This window comes from Bacteroides sp. HMSC067B03 (genome assembly GCF_001811315.1).
Taxonomy (GTDB): Bacteria; Bacteroidota; Bacteroidia; order Bacteroidales; family Bacteroidaceae; genus Bacteroides; species Bacteroides faecis.
On record NZ_KV804303.1, the window covers coordinates 1 to 15,047 of the forward strand.

A 15,047-nucleotide genomic window follows, 5' to 3' on the forward strand; every position below is an offset into this window, starting at 1 on the left:
AAGGCGCCGGGTGCTTAGCCAGTGGCCAGATAGCGAGTGCTAAAATCCCGTTATCCAGACTGATAAGTCCGCAACTCTATTGGGTAATGTCCGGCAGTGACTTTACGCTGGATATTAATAATCCCAAAGAACCGAAAGTGTTATGTGTGGGCAACAATCCCGACAGAATTTCAATCTATGGGGCAGCATTGGGACTTTATAATTCGAGAATCGTTAAACTGATAAACAAGAAGAGGCAACTCAAAAGTTGTGTGATTATTGACGAGTTACCCACGATTTTCTTTAAAGGTTTGGACAATCTGATTGCCACGGCACGAAGCAACAAGGTGGCGGTTGTGTTAGGTTTTCAGGACTTCAGCCAGTTGAAACGTGACTATGGTGACAAGGAGGCCGCCGTCATCATGTCAACTGTGGGCAATGTATTCAGCGGCCAGGTGGTGGGTGAAACGGCCAAAACATTGTCGGAAAGATTCGGGAAAATCCTGCAAAAGCGGGAGTCTATGAGTATCAACCGTAACGACACTTCCACTTCCATCAGCACACAACTGGACAGCCTGATACCTGCCAGCAAAATCAGTACACTTTCACAAGGTATGTTTGTCGGTGCCGTAGCAGACAACTTCGGAGAGACAATCAAGCAGAAGATTTTCCATGCGCAGATAGTAGTGGATAATGATGCCGTACAGAAAGAGACAGCCGCCTATCAACCCATTCCTGAAATCAGCAGCTTTCTGGACGAGGACGGCAATGATACGATGGAGCAGCAGATACAGGCCAACTACCGGCAAATCAAGCAGGATATTGTGGAACTAGTAGAGAACGAACTGATCCGCATAGAAAATGACCCAAAACTCAAACACTTGTTAGGTGGTGATGAAGGGGTACAGACGACGTCCTAAAACGGATAGTATGATATTAAATATTACAATTCCGAAGGCATATAGTCTTCGGAATTATTTCATAAGAATTTCAACAATTCTTCTCCATTCATCTCCTGTCAAGTTTGATTTTTTCGGTTTAAAATTATCCCAATCAGATGCCGATAATTCCTTGATTTTTTTTCTTAGAGAAGAATAGGAGAAATTTTTTAAGTCTCCATCTATAATATTTGCTAAACTAAATGATAAAGACCGTGGAATTCCCAGCATTCTTAATGCTAATGGTTTTTCACTATCTACTCCATAGTAAACTAATGAAGGAATGTAGGAATCTTGAATTTCATCTTGATTGCCTTTTACTATGCCTTCTAAAGCACTCAACCCCATGAAGTCTTGAAACGTATGTCATTCATCTTTTTCATAAACTCAGTCATACGTTCATCATCTTTCAAAGTCTTATAATTGGGATGAATTAAAGAAATAGAATTAAGTTTATCTCCTTTAACCCAAGCTGTTACCATTTTAGCTATTAGCTCTGGACTGAAAGGGGCCTCTTTAGAATCTGTTCCTAAATTTGTTTCTTTCAGTGTAGCTATCACTTTTATTTTTTCTGTAAGATTAGAATTGTCGCATTTATTAAACATGACATTCGGTTGCCATCCTGCTAAATTAGCAATAATATCATTTTGTGATTTCTCTCGCATTATTTTCAAAACAGACGGAACCGAGAAACCTGTTTTATCTGCAAACTGTAATGCACCTAAAGTTCCACTGTATTTTAATTCAATAGATTGATATATACTTTTGCATAGTTGGACAAATCTTTCTTTTTGTTCTTCAGTCTCAAGTAAGTAATATTGCAATGAATCCTTAAACAAATCCTCAACTTCCATTGCATACGTATTTTGTCCAGTAGTAAGTAAATGCACAAAATATTGAAACAACGGAGAAAATGATGAATACTCTCTAATCAAATCATAAATGCCATTTTCTTTCGACAAATAAGAGCGTACACTATTTTCATTAATAAAAAGTTCAGCTAATACACTTGCCAGTTCATCAGAACTCCTTTGAATAATACCTTTAAAAACATCCTCACTTTTAGAAGTATGAAAGGGCATTATTATTTTCCCGAAATTATCAACTAAAGTTCTACCAGCTCTTCCTGCTATATTCCAAAAATCATTGGAAGAGAGAACAGTATCCCCTTTTCTATAATCATCAAAGAAAACAGAAGATACAGGAAAGTTTACTCCTTCCGCTATGGTAGTAGTGGCACAAACATATTTTATTTGCTTTTCACGAATCAAATATTCAATCAAAAGTTTGGCCTCGTCTGACAATCCAGCATGATGAATAGCTATTCCTTTTGATAAATATTTTGTTAAGGTCGTTTCTTTCCCTATCTCATCGTCAATGTATTTTCTAACTAATGCTATTTCCTCCGTCTCTGCAAATGAATTCATCAGATTATAGATGAACCCCGCTCTCTTATTGGCTGTACCTCTACCATAACAAAGAATTAGCTGCGTTTTTCCTGTTTCCGCAAAATGCTTACTGGCAAATTCAAGAATACGGTCCTTTTCCGAACTACTTTGCAATTTATACGGATTATTGAAAGCCCCTTTTGTCTCACTTTTAAAAGATGTATCATAAGCAGATGACAATAATTCATATTTTATTTCATCAATATGTTTAGTCTTATGATTTTTTAAACCAATAAGCAACTTTTCTGCAGGCTTCCAGTCTATTTGAATAGTATTGCCACCCCCCAACCATTCAGCCATGACATCTTTTTTACCATGCAAAAAAGGAGAAAGCAACATAAATTTGGCATTAGGCCTTTCTCGTTTTAGGATGGCCATTAGCAACTCTAATCTTGCACCACGTTGACCATTCCCAATAGTATGTGCCTCATCTATGATAAATAAAGAAATTTCATTAACAGAAGGATGGTTTCTCCTGATTAGTAAATCAAGTTTTTCAGGAGTAGATACTAAAATATCTATCTTGTCACAAGTCAGAAACTCATTTTCCGTAGGGTCTATTTCTATGGCAGAAGATGTCTTTTCGACACAAATACCTAAATCTGACAAATCTGATTTTAAATCATAATAGACTTGATTAACTAATGCACGAGAAGGTACTACATATATAATTTTTGCGTCTGATCGCAAAGACTTTGTTACGATAATATTAAATTCTGCCAATAAAGTTTTACCGGCACTTGTAGGCATTTGAAGTATTGTAGCGTTGGCATATACATCTAACATTTTTTGAGCAAGAGCATTACGTTGAGAAGGAAGCAGTTCAAGAATTCCACTTTGGCTTTTTTTCTCACATAATAATCTAATCTTATCTTGGAATGCCGTATGAGACCAAATTGAATTTTGACCAATGGACTTTAAATCGTTAGAGATGATTTTAATAATATCTTTCAAACGATTTTGTGTATTCCCCAAAAGTTTATCTGCCATATCTATATGGACTCGAATGACATTCTCAATACGTTTAGGATATGAATAGCCGTCTATCAGATAGTGTGCCGTTTCCACAACTGCTTTTGAGGTATGGTACAATGCTAAAAGAGACAAGGCTTCCTTTACCTCTTCTTTATATTGAAAATTTTGAAGATAATTTTCCTCGAATTTCTCTTGCTCTGATTGTAATTCCGTAATAGTTTGCAATGCTTGCTTAACATCTACAAAACCATTATCTTTTCTTATAAGAAGAATAAGTGCATATAGAATTTTGGAAAGGACTCGACCTTTCCAATCTTCTGTAATAATATTATCTGAATAAAATTTTTTAAGATTTATACGCGCAGATATCGTGTTATCATCTTTTAATGCAATACTGGATAATAGAAAATAATATAATAGTGTGCTATCTACTTCATCTATGCCTGCTATTTTTTCAAATAATGAAAGATAATTCGAATCTTCTATTTTTATAGCAAGCAGTAACTTATAAGCATATTCCAAATTCTTGGTATTTTTACTCTCCTCAGATAAAGATAGAGTTGTATAAAGAACGGCTAAGCGAACAAGAATTTCTTGTTCGTTATTTGATATGCCAAGATTATAATCATATATTTCAGAAAGCCAATACGCATCTGCACTCTTTTCCAATAAAGAGCGTATTGATTCATCTTGTATTAAGCTATCTAAAATCTGATGGTTCATTGTTTAATAGTCTTTTGTACTTCCTTATAAAATAAATCAACAGTTTCACTTATCGTTTTCTGTGTGAATGATAAAACAACAAAATGAACGTCATTTGGATTAAAATCGGAGACATTAGTTTGCATCTTACCATAATCTTTTTCACCACAGCAAGTAAAATCCCGTATTAACGTACAGCCAAAAGTTAAAGTATATTTATCTGTTTGCCCTGTTTTCATGCAAAGTACAGCACAAGCAAAAGTCATAAAATCTTCAGCACCTAATTTACGACAATAATCTGATAATTTTTGTATTACCATTGGTAAATCATCATGATGTTTTTTTTGAGACTTATAAATAGAGTCCTCCGTCATATGTACAACATCTGGTGGAGTTTTTCTTTGTTCTGATACTTTTGCTTCTCCCAAAAGTATATTGAATAATCCATTATCAATGCGATAACCAATAGCGTCTAAACTACGTCCAGGTAATTGCGCAAGTTCTCTTGATGATATGTTTTTTAAAGGAATAATAAAGCGTTTATCTTCACCAATTTTTTCCTCAAAATAGTAAGTCATCAATAATTCACCTAAATCACTTCTATATATATCATTCAAAATAGTAGGAGCCAACCCTTGTTCGCGTTTCAAATCTACAGCTACTGCATTCTCTTTTATTACTTGCTTTAGTTTTTCTACATTAAAGCCACAATCACTTAATTGAGAACTATCTAACGAATCTATATTTACGTTTGTTGTTTCAGAACGTTGATTAATATATCGTTCTGAAAACTTTTCGATAAATTTATCAAAAACTTTAACGTCAAGCTGTACAAATTCGGGCATAAGCATGGATTTTGAGCAAAAGTATATAAAATACATGGAAACGCAAAAGAATAAATGTGGAATAAGACATGAACGAATACGATTTTCAAAAAGAGAAGTCTAAAAGAAAAAAGATGATAAGAGGTAAAACGCCAATATACGCCAACCACCGCCAATCATTTTCCATATCCTCAAAATAGCAATATGCTATTAACTAATATCCTACATTCGCACCGACGGGCTAAGGTTTACCCGATATTGATTAATTATTGTATCACTTAAATTATTAATTTTATGGCTAAGAAAAAACAAGAGCAACAAGAGCAGAGTCAGGACGAGCATGTAATGGCAGTCCTTGACAAGAGAACGAACAAGACCGCAGTCATCTCCAAGATGAACGAACAGGACCGCAGCATCGAAGTCGTACCGCCAGACAAAAAGAACAACAACAGTTTTCTCAAACTGGACCGTACCACACCTCTGGAACTGTTCTTCACAAATTTCAAGAACCAGTACCAAAATCCTACAAGCTTCAGTTTCTTCCTTGTACCACTTGCCGTTTTGGACAAGACACTGAACGCGGTCATCCAGATTCGGAAAGGGGAAGACCCCGGACCGGACGGCAAGAAACTGGTAGAAAACAGCGAACTCAACGACGAGGGACGTATCGCCAAACTGGCCCGGCGGTATAAGTTTGATGAGCACCAGCTGCCGTGGAAAGATCTGAACGCACTCGGTCTTGACAAGGAGACTCTGTTCAACAACCATTGCATGGGAGAACTTCTCAAAGGAAGAATCACTTCCACCGCACTGCCCATCAGCAAGGAGATAAACGGAGAAAAGAAAGATTTGGGCGAGGCCTGTTTCATGTGTGTGAAAGGTGCGGACGGCAAAGTGGAACTCAAGACACTCACCCGTCTGGACAAGCCCCAATATGATTTGCCGGTCTATAAAGGCGTATTCACGGATGAAGAGAAGGACAAACTGGCCGAAACGGGTACGTTGGGAGGAATCAAGGAAATGAAGGACACGCTTACAGGAAATGTATGCAAATGCTATGTCAGTTTCCACGAGTCCACCAACCGCATCATCACCATGCCCGTGGATGCCATCAAAATCCCGGACTACATTTATGGGAAGAGACTGGACGACAAGCAGAAGCAGATACTCGCTTCAGGTGGCGAAGTCCCCATCAATGACATACAGCGCAAGAACGACACCATGCTTTCCGGTGTGGCCTATGTTGATCCGACCATAAGGGACATCGCATTCAAACAGTCCGACAAGCAGCTGAAGGTCAACGATACGATTTTAGGAGCCAAGATAACCCCCGAACAGAAAAAGATACTGGAGAATCACGGCATGGTATTCATTGAGAACATGCGCAATCCCAAGACCAGACAGCTGTTCTCGGATGATGTGCGTTTCAGCAACAAGAGCAACAACCTGCTCATAGGACGCAATGCCCGTGAATACAAGCCGGCGGTTGAAAATCCCAAAAACGACAGGAAACAAGAAACAAAGCAGACGGCCCGCCATGTCGTATCTCCCAGACCGCAGGCCAGAAAGAACAGCCTCTCGTTCTCGTAATCCGGCAGCAGGCGGAACGTTTACCGAATCCATATACCCGGTTTCCTCTCAGGTTACCGGGTATGTCACAAATTATTTCCCCATTCAAAATCCAATGACAACAGATGATGATTACACAACATGACAACAACGGAGAACTGTCCTGCTTCAAGTCAGCTCTCCTTTTTTATTTGAGAGAAAGCCATCCGCACATGGCCGGTGACAAGGCATTCATCCGGGAGCGTGCGGACAGTGCCGCAGAGGCTTACGAACATGCCATACGTGACGGCCTATCCGTCAGGCAGGCTTTGGAACAGGCTGACGCCGTTCTCTATCAGGACTTGCGCTTTTCCCGGTTCGATACGGTTTTCGAGGCCGTATCGGAGTGGTTTCCCGAAGTACGGCCCGAAAGACGGACGGATTTCTGCCTGAAGGTATTGTCACCCGCAGAGGCGGTATTCGGCAAATATTCCATAGACGACAGGTTTGAATCATCTCCGGCCTGTCATACACTTACCGTTGAACTTACAGGTTTCATACAATCCTATATAGAACAATATGGCGTATAACAGACGACAACATCTGGCGGACAACATAGCCGCACTTGAACTGATATTCATGCGTCCGGAGTTCTGTCTTACGGAACAGGGACGCAAGATCTTGAACGGTTATTCGGGTTTCGGAGGACTGAAGTGCATCCTGAATCCGGCGGAGAAAGATACGGACATAGAAAAATGAAGGTCGGACAAAGAACTGTTTCCCCAGGTCCGGCTGCTGCATGAACTTCTGCGTGAGTATTCCAAAGACGAGAAAGAATACAAGTCATACGTCCAAAGTCTTAAGAATTCCGTTCTTACAGCCTTTTACACACCCGAGCCGGTGGTAACGGCCATGCAGGAAGCCCTGCTGGTACCGGAAATCCGCCCGGAACGTTTTCTTGACCCTTCCGCCGGAACGGGCATGTTCATCAGCACTCTGAAGGATGTCCCCGAAATCCATTGCTTCGAGAAAGACAGGCTGACGGGAAGGATACTCTCATCCCTCTATCCGGAAAGCAAGGTGAACATAGAAGGTTTCCAGTCCATACAGCCTTATTATAACGGCTACTTCGATGTTGTTTCTTCCAATATCCCGTTTGGGAATACCAGGATTTATGACCGGGACTTTGACCGGAGTGACGACCCGGTGCGCAAATCCTCACTCGCTGCCGTACACAACTATTTCTTTCTCAAAGGCATGGATACGCTACGTGAAGGCGGGATACTGGCCTATATCACGACTTCGGGCGTCATGGACTCGCCACAGAACCGTCCCGTCAGGGAGTGGCTGGTAAACCATGCCAATCTCGTTTCTACCATCCGTCTGCCGGACAATCTGTTTACCGATGCGGGTACGGAAGTGGGCAGCGACCTGATCGTATTGCAGAAGAATACCCGAAAATCGGAACTGACCGAAAAGGAACGGAACTTTATTGAAACCCGTCTTATATCGGGCAGTATCAATATCAACAACAGCTATGCCGATTTGGACTATATCATCCATACTTCCGTATCCATGGGTAAAAACATGTACGGACAACCGGCCATGAATTTTATCCATGAAGGGGGTATCGGAGCCATTTCCGAACATCTCAGGCTATTATTGGCGCAAGATGTGGGAAACCATCTTGACCGGAAACTTTATGAAGAAAACCTGTCCCGTTCTACCGTTTCCACTGCCCTGAAAACCGGACCGGAAGTCCCACCGGAAACAACAGCAGTGGAGCACCGGCAGGAGATGCAGGAAGAAAGTCTCTTGTCAACCAAGCCTTATGAACCCATACTTAATCTGTTTGCCGCCTATGCGGACGAAGAGAAAGCGGAGGGCAGATGATGGAAAGCCGACCATCACCGGGCCGGACAGCATCGGCATCCCGCAAAAGAAAAAGAAACGAACCGGAAATGTTCAATCTGTTCTCGCAAGAGAACATGTATGATGAAGCCGTCTCACAAGAAGAAATGACCGGGGAACAGGCGGCAGCGGAAGCGAAATGGCAGGAACGCAGACTACGGTTCGAGGAAGAACGGAAAAAAGAAACGGAACCACGTCCGTTTACCGGAGAAATACGCCCCGAATACAAGAACGGCTCTCTCGTGAAAGCCGGTGAGCAATACGGATATTTGCAGGGATTGGGTACTCCCGAAGTACAGTTCCATCCGCTCAGGCTGACTGTCACACAACAATACCGGGCCGCCTACTATATCCCGCTCCGTGAAGCCTACCACAATCTCTACAATGCGGAAGCCGAAACGGAAACCGAACAGCCGGAACTAAGGGAGGAACTGAACCGGCAGTATGACCGTTTCCACCGCATGTTCAGGGAGCTGAACGGAAAGGACAACGCCAAGTTCCTGCTGTTGGATGCAGGAGGACGGGAAATGCTCTCATTGGAGCGTTCCGTCAACGGGAAGATACAGAAAGCGGACATATTCACCGTGCCCGTATCGTTCAACGCCAACGAGGTGACACATGTGGATACACCGCAGGAAGCCCTTGCGGCATCCCTGAACAAGTTCGGCGAGGTCAATCTGGAATATATGGAGAATCTCAGCGACATCGGCAGGCAGGAACTGCTCGAACAGCTGGAAGAGCGCATCTTCTACAATCCCATGATGAAGAGCCATGAAATCAAGGACCGTTTCATAGCGGGCAATGTGATCGCCAAAGCAGAATGGATAGAGAACCACCTGAGAGACTATCCCGATGACGGCGCGAGCAGAAAATCATTGGAGGCCCTTCGGAAAGCCATACCGGAGCCTATAAGTTTCGAACAGCTTGACTTCAACCTGGGAGAACGGTGGATACCCATGTCCGTATATGAGGAATTCGCCGGATACCTCTTTGAGACAAAGGCCCATATCCACTATACGGAATCCATCGACGAATTCAGCGTAAGCTTCGAGAGCACCAACGCGAACATCACCGACAGATATTATGTGAAAGGGGAAAAGAGAGGCTATTACGGAAACAACCTGCTGAAACATGCGCTGCACAACACCGTACCCGACATAACCAAGACCGTACAGGACAAGGAGGGCAATGACATTAAGGTACGTGATGCGGAGGCCATCCAGCTTGCCGACACCAAAATCAACGAGATACGTTCCGCCTTCACCGGCTGGCTGAATGAACAGCTGCCCGAGTTCAAGCAGAACCTTGCGGACATGTACAACCGCAAGTTCAACTGCTATGTACGTCCCGATTACGACGGTTCCCTGCAAAGCTTCCCGTTCCTTGACCTGAAAGGGCTGGGCATACCGTCCCTGTACGATAGCCAGAAAAATGCCGTATGGATGCTGAAGATGAACGGAGGCGGGATAATCGACCATCAGGTAGGTACGGGCAAAACCCTTATCATGTGCATAGCCGCCTTTGAGATGAAACGTCTCGGACTGGCGAACAAGCCGATGATTATCGGACTCAAAAGCAATGTGCATGACATAGCCGACACGTTCAAGAGGGCCTATCCGAATGCCAGAGTGCTGTATCCGGGCAAGGAGGACTTTACGCCGGAGAAGCGTGTCGGAATATTCCATGACATCAAAAATAATAACTGGGACTGTATCATCCTGACACACGACCAGTTCGGGAAAATACCCCAGTCCCCCGAAATACAGCAGAAAATATATACGCAGGAAATAGACAGCATCGAAGAGAATCTCGCCGTATTCGAGCAGCAGGGCAATGAAGTAACCGGCTGGATAAAGAAGGGGCTGGAAAGAAGAAAGGAAAACCTTGAGGCCAAACTTGAAAAGCTGGAACAGGATATAAAGGACCGGACGGATGATGTTACAGATTTCAGACAGATGGGCATCGACCACCTCTTCGTTGACGAATCGCACAATTTCAAGAACCTGATGTTCAATACACGCCATGCAAGAGTTTCCGGTCTGGGCAACCCCGAAGGAAGCATGAAGGCCATGAACATGCTTTTCGCCATCCGTACCATACAGGAGCGTACGGGCAGGGATTTGGGGGCCACTTTCTTGTCCGGTACGACCATCTCCAACAGCCTGACAGAACTCTATCTCCTTTTCAAATATCTCCGTCCGAAGGAAATGGAGCAACAGGGGATTACCTGTTTTGACGGTTGGGCGGCCGTCTATGCGAAGAAAAGCACGGACTTTGAATTTTCAGTGACCAACCAGGTGGTGCAAAAAGAGCGTTTCCGCTATTTTATCAAAGTGCCGGAACTCGCCAATTTTTATGCGGAGATAACCGATTACAAAACGGCCGAGGACGTAGGAGTTGACAGGCCGGAACTCAACGAGCAACTGTATCACATACCGCCCACTCCCCAGCAGGAGATTTTCATTCAAAAACTGATAAAGTTCGCTGAAACCGGGGATGCGACCTACATAGACAGGGAGCCTCTGTCCGAAGCGGAGGAGAAAGCACAGATGCTGATCGCCACCAACTACTCGAACAAGATGTCGCTTGACATGCGGCTGATAGACCAGCAGTACGGCGACAGTCCGGGAAACAAGGCGTCTCATTGCGCGGCCAAGATTGCGGAGTATTACTACAAATATCTTGACCAGAAAGGCACACAGTTCATTTTTTCAGACTTGAGTACCTATAAACCCGACCAGTGGAACATCTACTGTGAGATAAGGCGCAAACTCGTGGAAGACCATAATATCCCGGAAAAGCAGATAAAATTCATTCAGGAAGCAAACAGCGACAACGCACGCAAGGAACTGTTCAAGGATATGAACTCCGGGCGCATCCGTTTCCTTTTCGGGTCCACACAGAAACTGGGAACGGGTGTCAACGCGCAGGAACGGGCCGTGGCCATCCATCATCTGGACATACCCTGAAGGCCGTCCGACCTGGAACAACGCAACGGACGGGCGGTAAGAAAAGGCAATATCATCGCCAAGCAGTACGCCGGCAACAAGGTGGACTGCTATATCTATGCGGTGGAGAAGTCACTGGACAGCTACAAGTTCAACCTGCTGCAAAACAAGCAGGTGTTCATCAACCAGCTCAAAAGCCGCAATCTGGCCGCCCGTACCATTGACGAGGGGGCGATTGACGAAAACGGAGGCGGCAGTTTCAGCGAATACGTGGCCATCCTTTCGGGCAACGACGACCTGCTGGAAAAGGCCAAGCTGGACAAGAAACTGGCGGTCCTTGAAAGCGAGAGGCAGGCATTCTACCGTAACAAGGGAAACGCGAAAGGCAAGCTGAATGAAAGGACTTCGGGAATAGAAAAAAACAACACCTTTATCGGGCGTTTCACCAGGGACTGGGAATATTTCAACAAGGTGATGCCCGCAGATACGGAAACCGGACTCCGTCCCAATCCCCTGAAACTGGACGGTGTGGATTCGGACAATGTGGAGATACTCGGCAACCGGCTTGCCGCAATCAACCGGAATGTCCGGACGGAGGATGACTATATGAAAATCGGAACCCTGTCCGATTTCCGCATCCTTGTCCGTACCGAGAGGATTTGTGATGGGGACACACAGACCTTGCAGAACAAGTTCATGGTTGAGGGACTGGACGGTATCAAATATACCTACAACAACGGTTATATAGCCAAAGACCCGAAACTGGCCGTCATGAACTTCATCAATGCGCTGGAACGCATTCCCACCATGATAGAGAAACGGGAAAAGGAGAACGCGGAGCTGTCGAAGGACATCCCGGTCCTTCAGGAGATTGTGGCGGCTTCATGGCCCAAGGATGCGGAAATCAAGCGGCTGAATGAGGAACTTGCCACGCTGAACCGGAAAATACAGCTTACCATAAAACCGGCAGGCGGGCATGAAAGCGGAACGGATGACGGAACGGAAATGAAAGGACAGAAAGCGACAGGCGAAAGTGACGATACACCGGACCTGCCACGGAAGGCAAGGCATGTACCCCCAATGGAAATTGCCGCCCCGTCAAACGGACTGAAAAAAATATCTTAAGTTTGCCGTAAAGAACCGCTTTTCAGAAAATGACAAAGGTATGGCCGGCACCCGGATAAATCCGCTCTGCCGGCCATACTCTTGTCTGTAACGGGAAGAAAGACACTCCGTCATTCCTCTTCCTCAAAGGAAAGGCTTTCCACCTGTCTGTTAATAACCTTCCAGTCAATGGAATCCTTCAGATTGATTATATCCACAATCGAATAATGCCTGGTCCCGTTCTCCTCTTCCGCAAAACGCAGCCGTCCGCTCAAACGCTGCTTCTCAATCTCTGCCGGATCGAGGTTTATCAGCTCACAAACCTCATCGGGCAGCATGGAGAGTTCTACACAGTTATCCTCGCAGATATGTTGCAGCACGGCCAACATGTTGAGGGACTTCTTGTAACTTCTCACGAGTGCGGCGAACGAGCCGCTTTCAACCTTAATCATCTTTCTCATAACCTTTTATTTTTAGAGTGTTCTTCTTTTTCAAGCAGCATGGCACGCAGCACGTCCGAACGGCGGTAGTAAATCTTCCCCTTGTCACGGTGGAAAGGCAACGAACCGTCATTGCGGCGTCTTAGAAGTGTCCTGTCGGACATTTTGGTAAGCAGGCGCACGCCTTTTGAATCCAGTATCTCGCTGTCGGGCAAGTTATGTATGGCAGGAGCCAGTAACTTTTCAATGTTGGTTACTTTGGCGAGTATGGTACTGAGCATGTGGGTCATCTGCCCACCAGGTGCAGTTCTTCTGTTATTCATAATGACCTTGTTTTTATTGTTTACGGTGCAATATTACGGTGATATTACAAGGTCATTGGTTACTCAACCGTTGAGCAACCGCCAAAAAAAGACAGAAAACGACAGAATGAAATAAAAAAGGCCGGAAGCAATCTCCGGCCATTCCTGAAAGAGCAGACATCCGAACCTCATGTCTGCCTTTGCTCATTCCAAACACCCTCTCCTTACATGGAAAAATGAAAATCCATCTTTATCTGTGACATCTCACGTATCACTGTACGGTCCAGCACACGCGCATAATGACGGGTCATCTGAACATTGGTATGCCCCAGCATTTTAGCAACGCTCTCTATCGAAACACCATTGGCCAGGGCAAAAGTGGCAAAAGTATGACGCGCAACATGGGTGGTCAATGTTTTTTTTATGCCACAAATATCAGCCAGTTCCTTGAGATAGGCGTTCATTTTTTGATTACAAAGCACCGGAAAAAGTACACCATGTTTCCTGCAATATTCATTGGTGGAATACTTCTCCAATATTTTTAACGGAACTTCCATCAATGGGATGTTACACATGATTTTGGTCTTCTGCCTTCCCTTGCGTATCCATCTGACACCGTTCGAGTCCTCCACGATATGCTCCTTTCCCAATCCGTGAATATCCGAGAAGGCCAGACCGGTGAAGCAACAGAACACAAAAATGTCCCGTACCTGACCCAGCCGCGGAATATCAATCTCCTTTGAAATCAGTCTTCGGATTTCCGAATCTTCCAAGAAGTCCGGCTCCACCTTATCCAACGAGAACCTGATTTCCAAAAACGGATCATTCTTCATCCATCCCTTGGCCAAAGCGATACGGATAATCTTCTTGAAGTTCTTCAGATACTTGGTGGCTGTATTATGACAACACTTTTTCGAGGTCTTAAGCCAGAACTCGTAATCCTCAACAAACTGGCGGGAAACTTCATCCAAAAGAATATCTTTCTTATGATATGTCTCCCAGACAAAATCCTGAGTATGCTTCAAGGATGTCTCATAACGCTGCACGGTTGCAGGCGCCATGTCCGTACCGGACAATCGGGCGCATTTATCATTATGTTCACGGAAAACCTCAAACAGGGTACGCTGTACGGGAGCATCCTTTCCCAAAAAACGGTCCAGGACACTGCCGGCAGAAACCGCTACACCTTCTATTTCCAGTTCACGCTGAATTTTCATTATCCTCAAACGGATAGAATCAAGATACAGATTCAGTTCCTTGTACTCACGCTTCTTTTCCAAAGCCTTTCCTTTTGCCGCACTCCAGAACTCCGGAAGAATTGTTTTCTTCACTGAAGCATCAACCCGGACTCCATTCACTGTAATTCTCATCATTATCGGAGCCTCACCGTTCCGATTCAATTTCGTCCTACGAATGTAGAACAATAGACAAAATGTTGTTCTTTCCATCTTACTTGTTTTTTAATCACAAAACTAAAATTCCAAGAGCAACAAGTCAAGATGCAAAACACTGATAAACAATGAATTATTTACTTAATAGGTGTACCTGACATTGAAGGAGATCAGGTACACCGAATAGTACACCGAAAGAATGCTTTGATATGCTTATTTTTGCCATGCACCAAGAACAAAAAATCCCTGTAAAGTATTAATTTACAGGGATTTTCTTTGTTTTGCAATTCTTTCCAGCGGAGAGACAGGGTTTTGAACCTACAAATCTAACCGCTTATATTTCAGCTACTTTGCTTTCAAAATTTCAAATAGGTAACGAAACAGTAACGATTTTCAGATGTTGGGCTTGTCCAACTTTGACCGCTGTTTGTCTGCCTAACTTTCGGGTTCAAAGATACGGCTTTCTTTTGAAACTCGCAAATATCTGATAATAAATATTTTTGGGTTAGGTCGAGTAGGTCTGGGCATTTCAGCCCA

At 43.9% G+C, this 15,047-nt stretch carries 12 protein-coding genes and 1 pseudogene; 6 read left to right on the forward strand and 7 right to left on the reverse strand.

Annotation, left to right across the window (positions count from 1 at the left end):
• Positions 1–899 (forward strand): TraM recognition domain-containing protein (locus HMPREF2794_RS06510; protein ID WP_168166585.1); only part of this gene is annotated, 899 nt, incomplete at its 5' end.
• Positions 900–953: 54 nt separating this feature from the next.
• Here HMPREF2794_RS06510 and HMPREF2794_RS06515 read toward each other — a convergent pair.
• From HMPREF2794_RS06515 to HMPREF2794_RS06525, 3 genes are read right to left on the reverse strand one after another with little or no spacing between them, the layout of a single operon-like run.
• Complete coding sequence (locus HMPREF2794_RS06515; protein WP_070751184.1) at positions 954–1,265, reverse strand: hypothetical protein; 312 nt, start codon at positions 1,263–1,265, stop codon at positions 954–956.
• Positions 1,256–4,063, reverse strand: coding sequence for a DEAD/DEAH box helicase (locus tag HMPREF2794_RS06520; protein ID WP_070751185.1), 2,808 nt, complete (start codon positions 4,061–4,063; stop codon positions 1,256–1,258). Before HMPREF2794_RS06520 ends, HMPREF2794_RS06515 begins: the two co-directional genes overlap by 10 nt.
• Complete coding sequence (locus HMPREF2794_RS06525) at positions 4,060–4,887, reverse strand: hypothetical protein (RefSeq protein ID WP_132061308.1); 828 nt, start codon at positions 4,885–4,887, stop codon at positions 4,060–4,062. The genes HMPREF2794_RS06520 and HMPREF2794_RS06525 overlap by 4 nt, the downstream gene beginning before the upstream one ends.
• A gap of 273 nt (positions 4,888–5,160) precedes the next feature.
• Here HMPREF2794_RS06525 and HMPREF2794_RS06530 point away from each other — a divergent pair, with 273 nt between their 5' ends.
• The 5 genes and pseudogenes from HMPREF2794_RS06530 to HMPREF2794_RS06550 all read left to right on the forward strand — a co-directional run bounded on the left by HMPREF2794_RS06530 (position 5,161) and on the right by HMPREF2794_RS06550 (position 12,398).
• Positions 5,161–6,456 (forward strand): DUF3945 domain-containing protein, encoded by a 1,296-nt coding sequence (locus tag HMPREF2794_RS06530; RefSeq protein WP_070751186.1) that lies wholly within the window; start codon positions 5,161–5,163, stop codon positions 6,454–6,456.
• A 104-nt stretch (positions 6,457–6,560) separates the two neighbouring features.
• On the forward strand, positions 6,561–7,004 hold the full coding sequence (locus tag HMPREF2794_RS06535) for a DUF1896 domain-containing protein (protein WP_083312027.1): 444 nt from the start codon (positions 6,561–6,563) through the stop codon (positions 7,002–7,004).
• Positions 6,994–7,173, forward strand: a complete 180-nt coding sequence (locus HMPREF2794_RS28850) for a hypothetical protein (RefSeq protein ID WP_070751187.1) — start codon at positions 6,994–6,996, stop codon at positions 7,171–7,173. The genes HMPREF2794_RS06535 and HMPREF2794_RS28850 overlap by 11 nt, the downstream gene beginning before the upstream one ends.
• A gap of 153 nt (positions 7,174–7,326) precedes the next feature.
• Positions 7,327–11,294, forward strand: a pseudogene (locus HMPREF2794_RS06545) (N-6 DNA methylase).
• Positions 11,295–11,375: 81 nt separating this feature from the next.
• Positions 11,376–12,398 (forward strand): hypothetical protein, encoded by a 1,023-nt coding sequence (locus HMPREF2794_RS06550; protein WP_070751188.1) that lies wholly within the window; start codon positions 11,376–11,378, stop codon positions 12,396–12,398.
• A gap of 110 nt (positions 12,399–12,508) precedes the next feature.
• Here the strand turns inward: HMPREF2794_RS06550 and HMPREF2794_RS06555 are convergent, their stop codons facing one another.
• From HMPREF2794_RS06555 to HMPREF2794_RS29245, 4 genes are all read right to left on the reverse strand, one after another.
• Positions 12,509–12,838: a hypothetical protein gene (locus tag HMPREF2794_RS06555; RefSeq protein ID WP_005655143.1), complete on the reverse strand. Its 330-nt coding sequence runs from the start codon at positions 12,836–12,838 to the stop codon at positions 12,509–12,511.
• Entirely contained in the window at positions 12,835–13,140 is a 306-nt protein-coding gene (locus HMPREF2794_RS06560) for a MerR family transcriptional regulator (protein ID WP_005651667.1), read from the reverse strand. Before HMPREF2794_RS06560 ends, HMPREF2794_RS06555 begins: the two co-directional genes overlap by 4 nt.
• Before the next feature lie 203 nt (positions 13,141–13,343).
• Positions 13,344–14,567, reverse strand: a complete 1,224-nt coding sequence (locus HMPREF2794_RS06565; RefSeq protein ID WP_070751189.1) for a site-specific integrase — start codon at positions 14,565–14,567, stop codon at positions 13,344–13,346.
• Between the two features lie 299 nt (positions 14,568–14,866).
• Positions 14,867–15,047: hypothetical protein (locus HMPREF2794_RS29245; protein WP_210403595.1), on the reverse strand; the 181-nt coding region annotated here is incomplete at its 5' end.